16 protein-coding genes are annotated in these 15246 nt (G+C 66.8%); 13 read left to right on the top strand and 3 right to left on the bottom strand.

The genetic code is table 11. The features are described from left to right. Positions 1 to 4: 4 nt before the first annotated feature. The 9 genes from paaA to nadB all read left to right on the top strand — a co-directional run bounded on the left by paaA (position 5) and on the right by nadB (position 9901). Complete coding sequence (gene paaA, locus BMY53_RS02105) at positions 5 to 1006, top strand: 1,2-phenylacetyl-CoA epoxidase subunit PaaA (RefSeq protein WP_092943122.1); 1002 nt, start codon at positions 5 to 7, stop codon at positions 1004 to 1006. 65 nt (positions 1007 to 1071) lie between these two features. Further along, the gene (gene paaB, locus BMY53_RS02100) at positions 1072 to 1377 is read left to right on the top strand and encodes a 1,2-phenylacetyl-CoA epoxidase subunit PaaB (RefSeq protein WP_092943120.1); all 306 of its coding nucleotides are present in this window, start codon (positions 1072 to 1074) and stop codon (positions 1375 to 1377) included. Positions 1378 to 1387: 10 nt separating this feature from the next. Next, entirely contained in the window at positions 1388 to 2173 is a 786-nt protein-coding gene (gene paaC / locus BMY53_RS02095) for a 1,2-phenylacetyl-CoA epoxidase subunit PaaC (RefSeq protein ID WP_092943118.1), read from the top strand. Positions 2174 to 2178: 5 nt separating this feature from the next. Beyond that, on the top strand, positions 2179 to 2745 hold the full coding sequence (paaD, locus tag BMY53_RS02090; RefSeq protein WP_092943743.1) for a 1,2-phenylacetyl-CoA epoxidase subunit PaaD: 567 nt from the start codon (positions 2179 to 2181) through the stop codon (positions 2743 to 2745). A 13-nt stretch (positions 2746 to 2758) separates the two neighbouring features. Beyond that, on the top strand, positions 2759 to 3838 hold the full coding sequence (gene paaE, locus BMY53_RS02085; RefSeq protein ID WP_092943116.1) for a 1,2-phenylacetyl-CoA epoxidase subunit PaaE: 1080 nt from the start codon (positions 2759 to 2761) through the stop codon (positions 3836 to 3838). Between the two features lie 65 nt (positions 3839 to 3903). After that, on the top strand, positions 3904 to 4578 hold the full coding sequence (locus BMY53_RS02080) for a TetR/AcrR family transcriptional regulator (protein ID WP_092943114.1): 675 nt from the start codon (positions 3904 to 3906) through the stop codon (positions 4576 to 4578). Positions 4579 to 4645: 67 nt separating this feature from the next. Continuing rightward, on the top strand, positions 4646 to 5803 hold the full coding sequence (locus tag BMY53_RS02075; RefSeq protein WP_092943112.1) for an ABC transporter substrate-binding protein: 1158 nt from the start codon (positions 4646 to 4648) through the stop codon (positions 5801 to 5803). Between the two features lie 368 nt (positions 5804 to 6171). Further along, on the top strand, positions 6172 to 8226 hold the full coding sequence (gene paaZ / locus BMY53_RS02070) for a phenylacetic acid degradation bifunctional protein PaaZ (protein ID WP_092943110.1): 2055 nt from the start codon (positions 6172 to 6174) through the stop codon (positions 8224 to 8226). A gap of 52 nt (positions 8227 to 8278) precedes the next feature. Continuing rightward, complete coding sequence (nadB, locus tag BMY53_RS02065) at positions 8279 to 9901, top strand: L-aspartate oxidase (protein ID WP_404947848.1); 1623 nt, start codon at positions 8279 to 8281, stop codon at positions 9899 to 9901. Between the two features lie 37 nt (positions 9902 to 9938). On the opposite strand, the gene BMY53_RS02060 is transcribed toward nadB, so the two are convergent. The 3 genes from BMY53_RS02060 to BMY53_RS02050 form a co-directional block, all read right to left on the bottom strand. Next, positions 9939 to 10226 carry a late competence development ComFB family protein gene (locus BMY53_RS02060; protein WP_092943108.1) on the bottom strand — a complete coding sequence of 96 codons (288 nt, stop codon included), beginning with the start codon at positions 10224 to 10226 and terminating at the stop codon, positions 9939 to 9941. 140 nt (positions 10227 to 10366) lie between these two features. Further along, positions 10367 to 11473: a quinolinate synthase NadA gene (gene nadA / locus BMY53_RS02055; RefSeq protein ID WP_092943106.1), complete on the bottom strand. Its 1107-nt coding sequence runs from the start codon at positions 11471 to 11473 to the stop codon at positions 10367 to 10369. Positions 11474 to 11625: 152 nt separating this feature from the next. Then, entirely contained in the window at positions 11626 to 12582 is a 957-nt protein-coding gene (locus BMY53_RS02050; RefSeq protein ID WP_092943104.1) for an AraC family transcriptional regulator, read from the bottom strand. A gap of 69 nt (positions 12583 to 12651) precedes the next feature. Here BMY53_RS02050 and BMY53_RS02045 point away from each other — a divergent pair, with 69 nt between their 5' ends. From BMY53_RS02045 to BMY53_RS02030, 4 genes are all read left to right on the top strand, one after another. Continuing rightward, entirely contained in the window at positions 12652 to 13887 is a 1236-nt protein-coding gene (locus tag BMY53_RS02045; protein WP_177200675.1) for an MFS transporter, read from the top strand. A gap of 99 nt (positions 13888 to 13986) precedes the next feature. Further along, entirely contained in the window at positions 13987 to 14244 is a 258-nt protein-coding gene (locus BMY53_RS02040) for a hypothetical protein (protein ID WP_092943102.1), read from the top strand. 244 nt (positions 14245 to 14488) lie between these two features. Further along, on the top strand, positions 14489 to 14755 hold the full coding sequence (locus tag BMY53_RS02035) for a helix-turn-helix domain-containing protein (RefSeq protein ID WP_092943100.1): 267 nt from the start codon (positions 14489 to 14491) through the stop codon (positions 14753 to 14755). Next, complete coding sequence (locus tag BMY53_RS02030; RefSeq protein WP_092943098.1) at positions 14748 to 15197, top strand: HipA N-terminal domain-containing protein; 450 nt, start codon at positions 14748 to 14750, stop codon at positions 15195 to 15197. The genes BMY53_RS02035 and BMY53_RS02030 overlap by 8 nt, the downstream gene beginning before the upstream one ends. Positions 15198 to 15246 lie beyond the last annotated feature (49 nt).

The raw sequence follows: 15246 nt of genomic DNA, 5'->3' as shown, positions 1-15246 counted from the left end.
AGCGATGTACACCCAGGCCATGAGCGTTGGTCCCCAGGACGAAGCCCGCCGGCTGCTGTCGGCGCAGGAGCAGGCGCGCAACGACGCCTTCGAACACCGCATCGATCAAGGCGACTTCATCGAAGCCAAGGACTGGATGCCCGAGCACTACCGCAAGACGCTGGTGCGCCAGATCAGCCAGCACGCGCATTCGGAGATCGTCGGCATGCTGCCCGAGGGCAACTGGATCACCCGCGCGCCCACCCTCAAGCGCAAGGCCATCCTGCTGGCCAAGGTGCAGGACGAAGGCGGCCACGGGCTCTATCTGTACTCCGCCGCCGAGACGCTGGGCACCAGCCGTGACCAGATGCTGGACGCGCTGCACACCGGCAAGGCCAAGTACAGCTCCATCTTCAACTACCCCACGCTGACCTGGGCCGATATCGGCGTGGTCGGCTGGCTGGTGGATGGCGCGGCCATCATGAACCAGGTACCACTGTGCCGGTGCTCCTATGGCCCCTATGCACGCGCCATGATCCGCATCTGCCGCGAGGAAAGCTTCCACCAGCGCCAGGGTTACGAAGGGCTGCTGGTCATGATGCGTGACGGCACGGCCGCCCAGAAGGCGATGGTGCAGGACGCGGTGAACCGCTGGTGGTGGCCCGCGCTGATGATGTTCGGCCCGGCGGACAAGGATTCCCCCAACTCCGAGCAGTCCATGCGCTGGGGCATCAAGCGCCTCACCAACGACGAGCTGCGCCAGAAGTTCGTGGACGCGACCGTGCCGCAAGCCGGCATCCTGGGTGTGACGCTGCCGGACCCGCTGCTGGCCTGGAACGCCGAACGCGAGCATCACGATTTCGGCCCCATCGACTGGAGCGAGTTCTGGCGCGTGGTGGGCGGCGACGGCCCCTGCAATCGCGAACGCCTCAATGCGCGGGTCAAGGCTTGGGACGACGGCGCCTGGGTACGTGATGCGGCGCTGGCCCATGCCCGCAAGCGCGCCACGCGCGCCCAGGCGGCCTGAGTTCCTGCCCCTGGTCTTCAGCCACCCGCAGCCCATTCACCTCTCATCGTTTCTGGAGCGCCATCATGAGCCTCAATCAACAGACCGGCGCCCAGGAGTGGCCCCTGTGGGAAGTCTTTGTCCGCAGCAAGGCGGGCCTGGACCACAAGCATTGCGGCAGCCTGCACGCGCCAGACGCGCCGATGGCGCTGCAGATGGCCCGCGATGTCTACACCCGCCGCCAGGAGGGCGTGAGCATCTGGGTGGTGCCGTCCTCGGCCATCGTGGCGTCGGATCCTGGTGAGAAGTCGATGTACTTCGACCCGATGGAGGACAAGGTCTACCGCCACCCGACCTTCTACGAACTCCCCGAAGCGCTGGACCACATGTAAGGGCGCGGGCATGACGCATTCCGTACATCCCATCGACCATGCCGGTGCGCAGTACCTGCTGCGCATTGGCGACGCCTGCCTGGTGCTGTCGCACCGCCTGTCCGAGTGGTGTGGCCACGCCCCCATGCTGGAAGAAGACCTGGCGCTGGGCAACATCGCGCTGGACCTGCTGGGCCAGGCCCGGGCGCTGCTCACGCGAGCGGGTGAGCTTCAAGCATCGGGCAGCGGCGAAGTCCTGGATGAAGACCAGCTTGCCTACCTGCGTGAAGAGCGGCATTTCTACAACCCGGTGCTGATGGAGCTGCCGCGCGGTGACTTCGCCTTCACCCAGGCCCGCAACCTGATGGTCGCGAGCTGGCTGCTGCCGCTGTGGGACCGCCTGCGCGACTCCAGCGATGCGGAGGTGGCAGCCATCGCCGGCAAGGCGGTGAAGGAAGTGCAGTACCACCATCAGCATGCGGCGGACTGGGTGGTGCGGCTGGGCGACGGCACCGAGGAATCGACCCGGCGCATGCAGGCGGCCCTGGCGCAACTGTGGCCTTACGTGGGTGAGCTCTTCGCCGCCGACGAGATCGATGCGGCGGCGGTCGAATCCGGCCTGGGGCCGGCCTGGGCCGACCTGCGGGACGACTGGGACGCCGCCATGGCTGCGGTGCTGGCGGAGGCCGGGTTGCCCCGGCCCAAGGACACGCCCCATGTCTACGCGGGCCGCCGTGGAGTGCACAGCGAGCACATGGGCCACATGCTGAGCACCATGCAGTACCTCCAACGCACGTATCCCGGCGGGGCCTGGTGAGCGTGATGGCACCGCACATCGCTTCGGCCACCGACGCCTCGCCGCCTGATCATGGCTGCGGCCGGCTGGCGGCCGCCTGGGAAGTGCTGGGGCAGTTGCCGGACCCGGAGGTGCCCGCCATCTCCCTGGTGGAGCTGGGCATCGTGCGCGACCTGCTGGAAACCGCCGATGGCGTGGAGGTGGTGCTCACGCCGACCTATTCGGGCTGCCCGGCCACCGAGGCCATCGAGCAGCAGGTGCGCGAAGCGCTGTCGCGCTTTGGCAGCGTCACGGTGACGATGCGCCGCGCGCCGGCCTGGACCACCGACTGGATCACGCCTGAGGGGCGCGAGAAATTGCTTGCCTACGGCATCGCGCCGCCGGGGGCGGTGGTGCAAGGGCAGGGGGGCACGGATCCGCAGGTGCGGCCCATCCGGCTGGTGCGCTCCGCCTGGCGCGCCCCCACCGTGGCCTGCCCACGCTGCGGCAGCAGGCAGACGGAGCAACTCTCGCCCTTCGGCAGTACCGCCTGCAAGTCGCTCTATCGCTGCCTGACCTGCCGCGAACCCTTTGAATTCTTCAAGCCCTTGTAGAGCCCGTACCGCCATGAGCCTGCATTTCCACCCCCTGCGCCTGCGCGCCAAGCATCAGGACACCGACGACGCGGTGGTGTTGTCCTTCGAGGTGCCCGAGGCGCTGCGAGAGACCTTCCGATTCACCCAGGGCCAATACCTCACCCTGCGCGGCGACGTGAACGGGAACGACCTGCGACGCTCCTACTCCATCTGTGCTGGGGTGGACGACGGCGAGTTGCGCGTGGGTGTGCGCCAGGTGCCGGGCGGGGCCTTCTCCTGCTGGGTGCACGACGCCCTGCAGCCCGGCGACACGGTGCAGGTCTTCCCGCCGCAGGGGCGTTTTCATGTGCCGCTGGACCCTGCGCTGGGCCGCCACCATGTGGGTATTGCCGCCGGCTCGGGCATCACGCCCATCCTCTCCATCATGAAGACGGTGCTGGCCCGCGAGCCGCACAGCCGCTTCACCCTCATCTACGGCAATCGCCGGCCCGCCAGCACCATGTTCAAGGAGGAGCTGGAGGACCTGAAGAACCGCTACCTCACGCGGCTGTCCCTGCATCACGTGTTCTCCCGCGAGCATGTGGATGCCCCGCTCATGCAGGGGCGGCTGGACAAGGACAAGCTGGCCGCCTTCCTGCGCGGCCCGGTGCCCGCCGCCAGCGTCGACCAGGTGTTTGTCTGCGGCCCCTTCGAGATGAACGAGCAGGCCGAGGCCGCCCTGCATGAGGCCGGCGTGCCGCCGGAGCGCATTCACATTGAACGCTTCGGCACGCCGGAGATGCAGCAGGGCCGTGCGGCGCCGCATGAGGTGCATGAGGAGGATGCCGAGGCCGCCCGGGTGGTGGTGATCCGCGATGGCGTGTCCCGCGAGATCGATTTCCGCCGCAGCGACCCCAGCCTGCTGGACGCCGCGGCCCGTGCCGGCATGGATGTGCCTTACTCCTGCAAATCCGGTGTGTGCTCCACCTGCCGCTGCAAGCTGCTGGAAGGGGAGGTGCGCATGGACAAGAACTTCGCGCTGGAGAAGCATGAGGTGGCGGCCGGGTTCATCCTCAGCTGCCAGGCGCATGCACTCACGCCGCGCGTGGTGATTTCGTTTGACGAGCGCTGAGCAGTGCCCGCCGGCACCGCACCAGCACTGGTAGGCTCTGCGCCTTTTTTCCGAGAAAGCACTTGATGGCACGCGGACGCGCCCCCGGATTTGATGCCACGCGCGAGGAGATCCTCGCCCATGCGGCTCGCCTGTTTGCCAACCATGGCTTCGCCGCCACGTCCATGAACCAGGTGGCCGAGGCCTGCGCAGTCTCCAAGCCCACGCTCTACCACTACGTCCGCGACAAGCACGAACTGCTGGCGCTGATCTGCCAGACCCATCTGCAGCAACTGGCCGACCTGGTGGATGAGGTCACCGCGCGCCAACTGCCGCCGCCGGAGCACCTGCGGGCGCTGATCCGCAGCTTTGTGCTGGCCTACGGCGAATCGCAGCACGAGCACCGCGTGCTGACAGAGGACATGAAGTTCCTGGATGAGGCTCACCGCGGCCCCCTGATCGAGGTGGAGCGGCGCGTGCTTGCGCGTTTTGCCGATGCGGTGGCGGCCTTGCGGCCGGAGTTGCGTGGCGTCCATCTGCACAAACCCTTGACCATGCTGCTGTTTGGCATGATCAACTGGACCTTCACCTGGCTGCGGCCGGACGGCGCCCTGACTTACGAGGCCATGGCGCCCATGGTGGCGGATCTGTTCTTCGGTGGGCTGGGGGCGGTGAAGGCCGAACTGCCGCCGGGCACCTCGCTGACCACCCCGTCAGATCCTGTGCCAAATCCGATGCCGGATACCCCCCGGATGGCATGAGGGACGTCTCGCCGACCACCCCACATTCCCCTCTGCGTTCCTGACCTACATATTTCAAGGAGACTCCATGAAACGCATCGAGAAGACCCTGCTGGCCGTGGCCGGCGCCGCGTTGTTGGGCCTGGGCGGCGCGGCACGGGCCGACATCAACGTTGGGGTGAGCGTCTCGGCCACCGGGCCGGCCGCCTCGCTGGGCATTCCGGAGAAGAACACCTTCAGCCTGATGCCCACCACCATCGCGGGGCAGAAGGTCAACTACATCATTCTGGACGACGCGTCGGACACCACCACGGCGGTGGCCAACACCCGCAAGCTCATCACCGAGCACAAGGTGGATGTGGTGGTGGGCTCCACCGTCACGCCCAACTCGCTGGCGATGATCGACGCGGTGTCTGAAGCCCAGGTGCCGATGATCTCCATGGCGGCCTCGGCGCGCATCGTCGAGCCGATGGACGCCAAGAAGAAGTGGGTGTTCAAGACCCCGCAGAACGACATCATGATGGCCCTGGCCATTGCCAGCCACATGCAGGCGCAGGGGGTGAAGACGGTGGCCTACATCGGCTTTGCAGACGCCTACGGCGAGGGCTGGTATGGCGAATTCAACAAGGTGGCGGCCAGCAAGGGGCTGAGCATCGTTGCCAATGAGCGCTACAACCGTACCGACACGTCGGTGACCGGGCAGGTGCTCAAGATCATGGCCTCCCGCCCGGACGCGGTGCTGGTGGGCGGCAGCGGCACGCCGGCCGCGCTGCCGCAGAAGACGCTCAAGGAGCGTGGCTACGCTGGCAAGTACTACCAGACCCACGGCGTGGCCAATAACGACTTCCTGCGGGTGGGCGGCAAGGACGTGGAAGGCACCTTCCTGCCGTCCGGGCCTGTGCTGGTGGTGGACCAACTGCCGGCGGACCATCCGGCGAAGAAAAGCGCCAAGGCGTACGTGACGAAGTACGAGGACGCGTTTGGCAAGGGCAGTGTGTCCACCTTTGGCGGTCATGCCTGGGATGCGGGCCTGCTGCTGCAGTCGGCGATCCCCGTGGCCATCAAGAAGGCGCAGCCGGGTACACCGCAGTTCCGGGCGGCATTGCGCGATGCGCTGGAAGCCGTGAAGGAACTGCCGGGCGCGCATGGGGTGTTCACCATGTCGCCGAACGATCACCTGGGGCTGGATCAGCGGGCAAGGGTGATGGTCAAAATTGAGAACGCCACCTGGAAGCTCCAACCCTGATTTCGCGGGTGCTCGGCTACTGCGCGCGCCGATCTCGGCGCTGCGGTGCTCGCCGTACGCTAGTACGGCTGCGCTCCTCACGCCGACCTCGACGCGCTCGCTACGCCGCTCACCCGCGAAATCTGGCGCATCTGGGTACGGCTGCGCTCCTCGCGCCGGCCTCGACGCGCTCGCTGCGCCGCTCACTCGCGAAATCTGGCGCATCTGGATACCGCTCCGCTTCTCGCGCCGACCTCGACGCGCTCGCTACGCCGCTCACCCCCGAAATCTGCCGCATCTGGGTACGGCTGCGCTCCTCACGCCGACCTCGGCGCGCTCGCTAGGCCGCTCACCCGCGAAATCTGGCGCCTCTTTTTTCAAGGATTGAAATGACAGTTGCTGCTCCTGTTCTTCAAAGTCTCATCGGCGGGCGTTGGGTGGGCACCGCCGCCGCCGGGGGGCTGCACAGCGCCGTCAACGGGCAGCTGGTGGCGCAGACCCACGCCGAAGCCATCGACTTCGGTGAAAGCCTGGACTTCGCCCGCCGCCAGACCTTGCCCGCCCTGCTGGCGCTGGACTACCAACGCCGCGCCGCCATCCTCAAGGCACTGGCCACCTACCTGATGGAGCGCAAGGAGGCGCTCTATGCAATCTCCGCCCACACCGGAGCGACACGGCCAGACTCGTGGATCGACATCGAAGGCGGTATCGGCACCCTGTTCGCTTACGCGTCAATGGCGCGCCGGGAGCTGCCCTCCAGCAACGTGGTGCACGAAGGCCCCGCCACACCGCTGGGCAAGCTGGGCCAGTTCGTGGGCACCCATGTGCTGGTGCCCCGGCGCGGCGTGGCCGTGCACATCAACGCGTTCAACTTCCCGATGTGGGGCATGCTGGAGAAGTTCGCGCCGAGCTTCGTGGCAGGCATGCCCTGCATCATCAAGCCGGCCACCGCCACCAGCTATGTGGCCGAAGCCTGCGTGCGCATGATCGAGGCGTCCGGCCTGCTGCCGGCCGGTGCGCTGCAACTGGTGATCGGCGGCGCTGGCGACCTGCTGGACCGGCTGCTGGAGACCGATGTGGTGACCTTCACCGGCTCGGCGGACACCGCCGCCCAACTGCGCGTGAACCCGAACCTGGTGCGCCGCTCGGTGCCCTTCAACGCCGAGGCAGACAGCCTCAACTGCGCCATCCTCGCACCCGACGTGCAGCCGAGCGATCCGGAGTTCGACCTCTTTGTGAAGGAGGTCCTGCGAGAGATGAGCGCCAAGGCCGGCCAGAAGTGCACCGCCATCCGCCGCGCCATCGTGCCAGCCGCACAGGTGGACGCCGTGGCCGCTGCGCTGCGTGAACGGCTGGCAAAGATCAAGGTCGGCGACCCGGCCATCGAGGGCGTGCGCATGGGCGCGCTCGCGTCCAAGGCGCAGCAGGCCGACGTGGCAGAGCGGCTCACCCAACTGGCGCAGGGCAACGAAGTCGTGTTTGGCGAGCGCGATGGATTCGCGCCTCTGGGGGAGGGTGTCGGGGACGGCGCGTTCTTCGCGCCGACGCTGCTGCTGTGCCGTGACGCGATGCGCAACGAGGCTGTCCACAGCATCGAAGCCTTCGGCCCTGTCTCCACGCTGATGACCTATGCCGATTTCGACGAGGCGCTGGCGCTGGCCGCCAAGGGCCGTGGCTCGCTGGTGGGATCGGTCGTGACCCGGACCCCCGCGCTGGCGGCGCAGGCCGTGCTGCATGCGGGCGCCTTCCACGGCCGGTTGCTGGTGCTGGACCGCGAAGCCGCCGGAGAATCCACCGGCCACGGCTCCCCGTTGCCCATGCTCAAGCATGGCGGCCCGGGGCGCGCGGGTGGCGGTGAAGAGCTCGGCGGCATTCGGGCGGTGAAGCACTACCTGCAGCGCTGCGCCGTGCAAAGCTCGCCCACCATGCTGACGGCCATCACCGGGGAATATGTGCGCGGTGGGGCGGTGCGGGAGGATGTGGTGCATCCCTTCCGCAAGCATTTCGAGGAGATCGAGGTGGGCGATTCGCTGCTCACGCATCGCCGCACGGTGTCCGAGGCTGACATCGTCAACTTCGGGGGCATCTCGGGCGACTATTTCTACATGCACTTCGACGAGGTGGCCGCCAAGGACACGCAATTCGGCAAGCGCATTGCCCATGGCTATTTCGTGCTGTCGGCCGCCGCCGGGCTGTTTGTGTCGCCCGCGCCGGGCCCGGTGCTGGCCAACTACGGGCTGGACACGCTGCGCTTCATCAACCCGGTAGCCATCGGCGACACCATCCAGGCACGGCTGACCTGCAAGCGACGCATCGACCGCGGCAACCGCCCCGACCAGCCGCCCCAGGGCGTGGTGGCCTGGGACGTGCAGGTGACCAACCAGCATGGGGAACTGGTGGCCAGCTACGACATCCTGACCCTGGTGGCCAAGCGGCCACAGTAAGCGCCCCTTAGAATCGCCAGCTCCCAAGCGATGACGCCCTGATGAATGGGCGATGACGATGAGTGCTGCTGCAGTTCGGACCGCCGCCACCCAGGCGCCGGTGGTGATCGTGGGGGCTGGCCTGGCCGGCCTGACCGTGGCGTTGCACCTCGCGGACCAGGTGCCAGTGATCGTGCTGGCCAAGCGTGAGCTCAACGAGGCGGCCACCGCCTGGGCGCAGGGCGGCATCGTCGGCGTGCTGGGCCGGGACGACAGCATCGAGAGCCACGTCAAGGACACCCAGGAAGCCGGCGCCGGCCTGGTGGACGAAGCCACCGCCCGTTTCATTGCCGAGCGCAGTGCCGACGCTGTCGGCTGGCTGGTGGCGCAGGGCGTGCCCTTCACGGCGGACGAGCAGGGCCCGCTGGGCCTGCACCTCACCCGTGAAGGCGGCCATGCGGTCCGCCGCATTGCCCATGCGGCGGATGCCACCGGCAAGGCCATCCACGATGCCCTGCTGGAGAAAGCCCGCAATCACCCCAACATCGAGCTGCGCCAGCGCTGGATGGCGCTGGATCTGATCACCTCGCGCCACGTGCAGCGCGACGAACCCTCCCGGTGCTACGGCATCTATGCGCTGGACATGGATGCCCAGCGGGTGGACGCCATTGCCGCCCGTGCCGTGGTGATGGCCACCGGCGGCGCCGGCAAGGTCTACCGCTACACGACCAATCCGGACACCTCCACCGGAGACGGCATTGCCATGGCCTGGCGCGCGGGCTGTCGTATCGCCAACATGGAATTCATCCAGTTCCATCCCACCTGCCTGTACCACCCGCAGGAGCGCAGCTTCCTCATCACCGAGGCGCTGCGCGGCGAGGGTGGCCACCTGAAGCTGCCGGACGGCACTCGCTTCATGGCGGCGCACGATGCCCGCATGGAGCTGGCACCGCGCGACGTGGTGGCCCGGGCGATCGACTTCGAAATGAAGAAGCACGGCCTGGACCATGTCTGGCTGGATGCGACCCACCTGGGCGAAGCCTTCCTGAAGGAGCACTTCCCCACGGTGCATGCGCGCTGCCTGGCTCTGGGCATCGACATCGCCCGCCAGCCCATCCCGGTGGTGCCGGCGGTGCACTTCACCTGCGGCGGTGTGGTGGCCGATCTCAGCGGCAGGGCGGACCTGCCCGGCCTCTACGCCGTGGGCGAGACGGCCTACAGCGGCCTGCACGGCGCCAACCGCCTGGCCAGCAACTCGTTGCTGGAATGTGTGGTGCTGGGCCAGACCTGCGCGCAGGACATCACCAGCCACGCGGAGCCCGAACCCGCGCCGCTGCCAGCCTGGGACGAAAGCCAGGTGGAAGATGCCGACGAGCAGGTGGTCATTGCCCACAACTGGGATGAGCTGCGCCTGCTGATGTGGAACTACGTGGGCATCGTGCGCACCACCAAGCGGCTGGAGCGGGCGTTGCACCGCATCGACCTGCTGCGTGGCGAGATCGAGGATTACTACGCCAACTTCCGCGTCAGCCGCGACCTGCTGGAGTTGCGCAACCTGGTGGATTGCGCCGAGCTGATCGTGCGTTCCGCCCTGCTGCGGCATGAGAGCCGCGGGTTGCATTTCAGCCGCGACTATCCACGCACCTTGCCGGCGAGCCTGCCGACCGTGCTGGTCAACTCGGCCGCGCGCCGGTGATCAGCCTAATGTGCAGCTCATAGCAGCTCATAGCAGCTCACTGGCGCTTGGAGCGCAGCACACTGCGGGCCTGCACGAAATTGAAGGCGTAGTTGACGGCCTCCTTGATGGCGGCGTCCACGTCCAGCCGCTCCTGTTCGGTCAGGTAGAAGGAGTAGTCCACCTCATGCCGGATGTAGCGCGGAGGCAGGCGGTTCAGCGCCACGCAGGCCACGTCCACCAGCAGTTCGTTGTTGGCGATGATGTCGGGGTAGGACGGCGCGGTCTCCATGACCGCAGCGAACACTTCCCGTTCATGGTGGTTGTAGAGCGAGGTGAAGTCCATGGCTTGGTCCAGCTGGCTGTGCGCTTGAATGCAGCGGTAACCACAGCATAGGGGCGGCAAGCCCCTCATGGAAAGCCCCGGCGGCCGCTCGTTTGCGCGGGTACGAGGTGGGGCGTACGCCGGGACCGGGCCGTCGTGGCTCAGGCCGCGCCCATGCCCGGCGTCATGCTGCCGGCGGCCGTGCGCGCTTTCAGCGCGGCGGTGAAGTCCAGCATGCGGGTGATGCAGGACAGCGCCTGTACACGCACGGGCTGCTCGACATGGATCTCGCCCAGGCCACGCTCCAGGCAGTCCACCACGCCCTGCAAGCCGTTCATGGCCATCCAGGGGCAATGGGCGCAGCTCTTGCAGGTGGCGCTGTTGCCGGCGGTGGGGGCTTCGATGAGCACCTTGTCCGGCGCCAGCTGGCGCATGCGGTGCAGGATGCCGTTGTCGGTGGCCACCACGTATTCGCGGGCCTGGCCTTCCACCACCGCCTTGATCAGCGCGGAGGTGGAACCCACCACGTCTGCCTGGGCGACCACGGAGGCGGGAGACTCCGGGTGGACAAGGATCATGGCGCCGGGATGCTGTTCACGCAGCAGCTCCAGCTCCAGGCCCTTGAATTCATCGTGCACGATGCAGGCGCCGTTCCACATCAGCATGTCCGCACCGGTCTGGTCCTGGATGTAGCGGCCGAGGTGGCGGTCCGGAGCCCAGAGGATCTTCTCGCCCCGGGCCTTGAGTTCCGAGACGATCTCCAGTGCGCAGGAACTGGTCACCATCCAGTCCGCGCGCGCCTTCACGGCGGCGCTGGTGTTGGCATACACCACCACGGTGCGGTCCGGGTGGGCGTCGCAGAAGGCAGCGAATTCGTCGGCGGGGCAGCCCAGGTCCAGGGAGCAGGTGGCTTCCAGGTCGGGCATGAGCACGCGTTTTTCGGGGCTCAGGATCTTGGCGGTCTCACCCATGAAACGCACGCCCGCCACCACCAGCGTGCTGGCGGCGTGGTCGCGGCCAAAGCGGGCCATCTCCAGCGAGTCGGAGACGATGCCGCCGGTTTCCTGCGCGAGGTCCTGCAGATCACCGTCCACGTAGTAGTGCGCCACCAGTACGGCGCCCTTGGCGGCCAGCAGTTCCTTGGCGCGCTGCTTGAGGGACTGTCGCTGGCTGGGTGTCAGAGGCGCGGGCACCTTGGCCCACGCGTGGGCGGTGCAGGTGGCGCCTTGAGCGTCCTGGCGGTCGAAATCGAGCAAAACCTGGTCCATGCGTCGGATTCTAGGTGGGGGACGGATGCCATCGAGTCCAGCAGGGCTTCCGTTCGCGCGGACGCCACACTGGGCACGGCAGCGATGTGCATCAACGCTTGGGGCTCGCTGGCGGCTCGATGGGAAATAGGCGGCGGTCGTAGGGGGGCGGTTCAGACCTGTTCGAAAAAGCGGCTCGGTGGCATGCCCACGGTGCGGGTGACCATCGCGGAAAACGCACTGGCGCTGGCATAACCCAGTTCGCTGGCGATGACGCCCATGGGCTTGCGGTGGGCCGCCAGGCGCAGGGCTTCGGCCAGCAGGGCCTGCTGGCGCCATTGCGCATAGCTGCTCCCCAGTTCCTGGCGGAACAGGCGGGAGACGGTTCGGGCGCTGGCGCCTACCAGGCCCGCCCAATCCTCAAGGTTGGCAAAGCGCTGCGGGTCGGCCAGCACGGCCTCGCAAAGGCGGCGCAGGCGCTTGTCCGTCGGCAAGTCCACGCCCAGGCGCAGGCTGCGGGCGCGGCGGATCTCGTCCAGGATCAGGTGCGCCAGCCAGCGTTCGCGGTCGGCCACCGCGTGTTGCTGCTGCACTTCGTCCAGGGCCATCTGCACCACCAGTTCCCGCAGCAGGGGCGAGACCTCCAGAACGCGGTTGCCCAGCCAGACTTCATGGCCGCAGGGCGGGCGGTGCAGGTAGAGGGTGCGCAGTTCGCAGCGTTCCACCGCCGTCACCGCATGCTCCACACCGGCCGGGATCCAGACGGCGCGGGACGGCGGCAGCAGAAAGGCGGCGCGTTCCGTGTTGACCCGCACCACGCCGCTGACGGAGAAGACGAACTGGCCCCAGTCGTGGCGATGCGCCTGGATGTCCACATGGCTGTCCATGCTGCGGGACTTGGCGCGGACGGGGCGCTCGTCGCTGGGGGCGTAGCGGCGCGGATCCAGCGGCGGCAGGCTGGTGCGGCCGGGCGCGGCAGCGGGCGCGAATGCAGATGCGCGGGCAGATGCAGACCCGGACCCGGCCAGGGGGCGAGCGCGATGCCCAGGCGTGGCCACAGGCCGGGCCGTACTTGCCGTGAGGCCGGCGGGTCCGGTAGGTTCTGGGCTGCGGACAGGTTTTTTGGCCATGACGGAATCTCGACAGAACTTGTCCGGCTATCGTAATTGCGACGCCGCCAGCCTGACAACATCCGCACCATGAATACAGCCACCTTGCCGCTGAGCGCCGCACAGAGCGCCAAACGAGACATCCAGACGATCAGCCTGATCGGCCTGGCCCACGGCACCTCGCATTTCTTCCACATGCTGCTGCCGCCGCTGTTCCCCGTGTTCATGCGGGAGTTCGGGCTGAGCTATTCGGAGCTGGGGCTGCTGGTCAGCATTTTCTTTGTCATCAGCGGGGTGGGGCAGGCCTTGTCCGGCTTTCTGGTGGACCGCACTGGGGCGCGGCCCATCCTGTTCCTGGCGCTGGGCTGTTTTGTGCTGGCGTCGGTGGCGGCGGGCACGGCACATGGCTTCTCCGGGCTGGCGCTGGCGGCGGCCCTGGCGGGGCTGGGCAATTCACCGTTCCATCCGGTGGACTTCACCATCCTCAACAAGCGGGTGTCCCAGGCCCGTCTGGGCCACGCCTTTTCGGTCCACGGCATCACCGGCAATATTGGCTGGGCCTTTGCGCCGGTGCTGCTGCTCTGGATCTATGAGGGCACCGGCGGGAACTGGCGGTTGGGCTATGCCGCCACTGCGGCGTGGGCGCTGTTCGTGATCGCGCTGCTGGCGTTGCAGCGCGATGCCATCGATGACAGCCAGGGGGCCTGGGGGCATGAGAAGGCCGGTGCCGCCGCGCCAGTCCATGAGCATCCGATGGCCTTCCTGAAGCTGCCCTCGGTGTGGCTGTGCTTCTCGTTTTTCTTCTTCACCACGTCCGCGCTGAGTTCCATCCAGAGCTTTGCGTCACCGGCGCTGAATGCGATGTATGGGCTGGACCTGACGGTGACCAAGTGGGTGGTGACCGGCTACATGGTGTGTGGGGCCATCGGCATGGTGCTGGGGGGCTTCCTGGTGGCGCGTTCCCAGAATCTGGAGCGCAACATCGCTTGGGCCATGACAGGCGCTGCGGTGTTGCTGGCGCTGACCGGCACGGGCTGGCTGCCGGCGGGCATGGCGCTGGTTGCTGCTGCGTTGGCGGGGTTTGGTACCGGTCTGGCGGGTCCGTCGCGAGACATGTTGATCAAGAAAGCCGCACCTCCCGGCGCCACTGGACGGGTTTACGGCACGGTCTATTCCGGCTTGGACACCGGTTTCGCCGTGGCGGCGCCCATCTTCGGTGCACTCATGGATCGCCAGTGGAACAACGCCGTGTTCATCGGCGCGTCCCTGGCGTTGCTGATGGGCATTGGAGCGGCCAGTTTGGTGCGGAAGGTGCCCAAGGGCTGAGGGGGCTTTTGCGGTGAAGGCGATGGCCAAACGCCGGGATCCCCTTTGATGCCGTCTTGATGCCAATGCGCGTAGACTCGGCCGCGAAAGGAGAGGCTCATGGCAGGCAATCGCTATTGGTTCCCGGCGAAGCGTTACGGCTGGGGATGGGGATTTCCGACCATCTGGCAAGGCCAGGTCACGCTGCTGGGCTTCGTGGTGCTGCTGGTGGCGGGGGTGTTTGTTTTCCCGCCCAGCGACTCGCACTGGGGCTTCCTGGCCTATGTGGGTCTGGTGACCGCCATCCTTCTGGGCATCTGTTATCTCAAGGGCGAGCCACCGCGCTGGCGCTGGGGCGATAAGGGGACGTCAGCCTGAGCGGGCGATGTGTCGCCGGGGGTCAAGCTCAACCCCTTGCCTGACGCTTGCGGAGCAGTGACAGCACCAGTGCACGCAAGCGTGCTTCCGAGATCCCGAACTACTGGCGCCCTCAGCAGGTTGTGCGCGCCACCCACCACTTGTTTCTGAGCACCGTCGTCTGCCGCGGGATGCGGCTGCTCGCTTGACGTATAAAGTATTGAAATCCATACTTCTTGCCTGGAAAGTATCTTTTACGATACATATGGCAGACTACGAAACCGGACTTCTTCATCTCGCTGCCTCGCTCAAGTCGATGCGACTTGAGCGGGGCTATACACAAGTGGAACTGGCAAAAATGGCCAACCTTCCCCGACTGAAGATCGTGCAGATCGAGGCGGGAAAGCCCGGCGTTTCCGTTGCGGCATATGCTCGCGCGGCAGCCGCCATGGGTGGCGAGATGCGCGTAGTTCCTCAGCAGCGGCCGACACTGGACGAAATCAGAGAACTGCTTGGAGATCAGTATGGCTGAGCAGCTCTCGTCCAGCGGAGCGCAACTGAGGGTGACGGCACCGGAAGGCGAATCTGGCTTCCTTCGACGTGACGGGAACTACCTCTTCACGTTTTCGCCGCAAGCCATACCGTCGGTCGCGCCGTCACTGACCATGCCTCTGCGGGCCCGACCGTACGAGAGTGCGCAACTGCATCCGATTTTTCACATGAACCTTCCGGAAGGGTTTGTGCTTGAGCAGTTGCGAAATCGTCTTGCCAAGTCCAGCGGGATGGACCCGCTCTTGCTGCTGAGTGTCCTCGGATCCCAGGCCCCTATCGGTCGCCTGCGGTTTGCCGTTGATGGGCAGGGCGTACGGCCCCAAACCAACGCCAGGCAGGGCGAGCGCTTGGCAGATCTGCTTGCGGCGCGCGGTTCCCGAGAACTCAGCTCAAGGCAAGAGTTGTTCAATTGGCCTTCATAGTCCTGGAAACACTGAAGGACCTTGCGCATATGACAAGTAAGGTGCCGGG

It is taken from the genome of Roseateles sp. YR242 (assembly GCF_900109745.1).
Taxonomy (GTDB): Bacteria; Pseudomonadota; Gammaproteobacteria; order Burkholderiales; family Burkholderiaceae_C; genus Roseateles.
This window is presented reverse-complemented; position numbering and strand designations above follow the sequence as displayed.

Coding starts and splice junctions, on each gene's coding strand:
- paaA (WP_092943122.1), top strand. CDS start 5: ATGTACACCCAGGCCATGAGCGTTGGTCCCCAGGACGAAGCCCGCCGG.
- paaB (WP_092943120.1), top strand. CDS start 1,072: ATGAGCCTCAATCAACAGACCGGCGCCCAGGAGTGGCCCCTGTGGGAA.
- paaC (WP_092943118.1), top strand. CDS start 1,388: ATGACGCATTCCGTACATCCCATCGACCATGCCGGTGCGCAGTACCTG.
- paaD (WP_092943743.1), top strand. CDS start 2,179: ATGGCACCGCACATCGCTTCGGCCACCGACGCCTCGCCGCCTGATCAT.
- paaE (WP_092943116.1), top strand. CDS start 2,759: ATGAGCCTGCATTTCCACCCCCTGCGCCTGCGCGCCAAGCATCAGGAC.
- BMY53_RS02080 (WP_092943114.1), top strand. CDS start 3,904: ATGGCACGCGGACGCGCCCCCGGATTTGATGCCACGCGCGAGGAGATC.
- BMY53_RS02075 (WP_092943112.1), top strand. CDS start 4,646: ATGAAACGCATCGAGAAGACCCTGCTGGCCGTGGCCGGCGCCGCGTTG.
- paaZ (WP_092943110.1), top strand. CDS start 6,172: ATGACAGTTGCTGCTCCTGTTCTTCAAAGTCTCATCGGCGGGCGTTGG.
- nadB (WP_404947848.1), top strand. CDS start 8,279: ATGACGATGAGTGCTGCTGCAGTTCGGACCGCCGCCACCCAGGCGCCG.
- BMY53_RS02060 (WP_092943108.1), bottom strand. CDS start 10,226: ATGGACTTCACCTCGCTCTACAACCACCATGAACGGGAAGTGTTCGCT.
- nadA (WP_092943106.1), bottom strand. CDS start 11,473: ATGGACCAGGTTTTGCTCGATTTCGACCGCCAGGACGCTCAAGGCGCC.
- BMY53_RS02050 (WP_092943104.1), bottom strand. CDS start 12,582: ATGGCCAAAAAACCTGTCCGCAGCCCAGAACCTACCGGACCCGCCGGC.
- BMY53_RS02045 (WP_177200675.1), top strand. CDS start 12,652: ATGAATACAGCCACCTTGCCGCTGAGCGCCGCACAGAGCGCCAAACGA.
- BMY53_RS02040 (WP_092943102.1), top strand. CDS start 13,987: ATGGCAGGCAATCGCTATTGGTTCCCGGCGAAGCGTTACGGCTGGGGA.
- BMY53_RS02035 (WP_092943100.1), top strand. CDS start 14,489: ATGGCAGACTACGAAACCGGACTTCTTCATCTCGCTGCCTCGCTCAAG.
- BMY53_RS02030 (WP_092943098.1), top strand. CDS start 14,748: ATGGCTGAGCAGCTCTCGTCCAGCGGAGCGCAACTGAGGGTGACGGCA.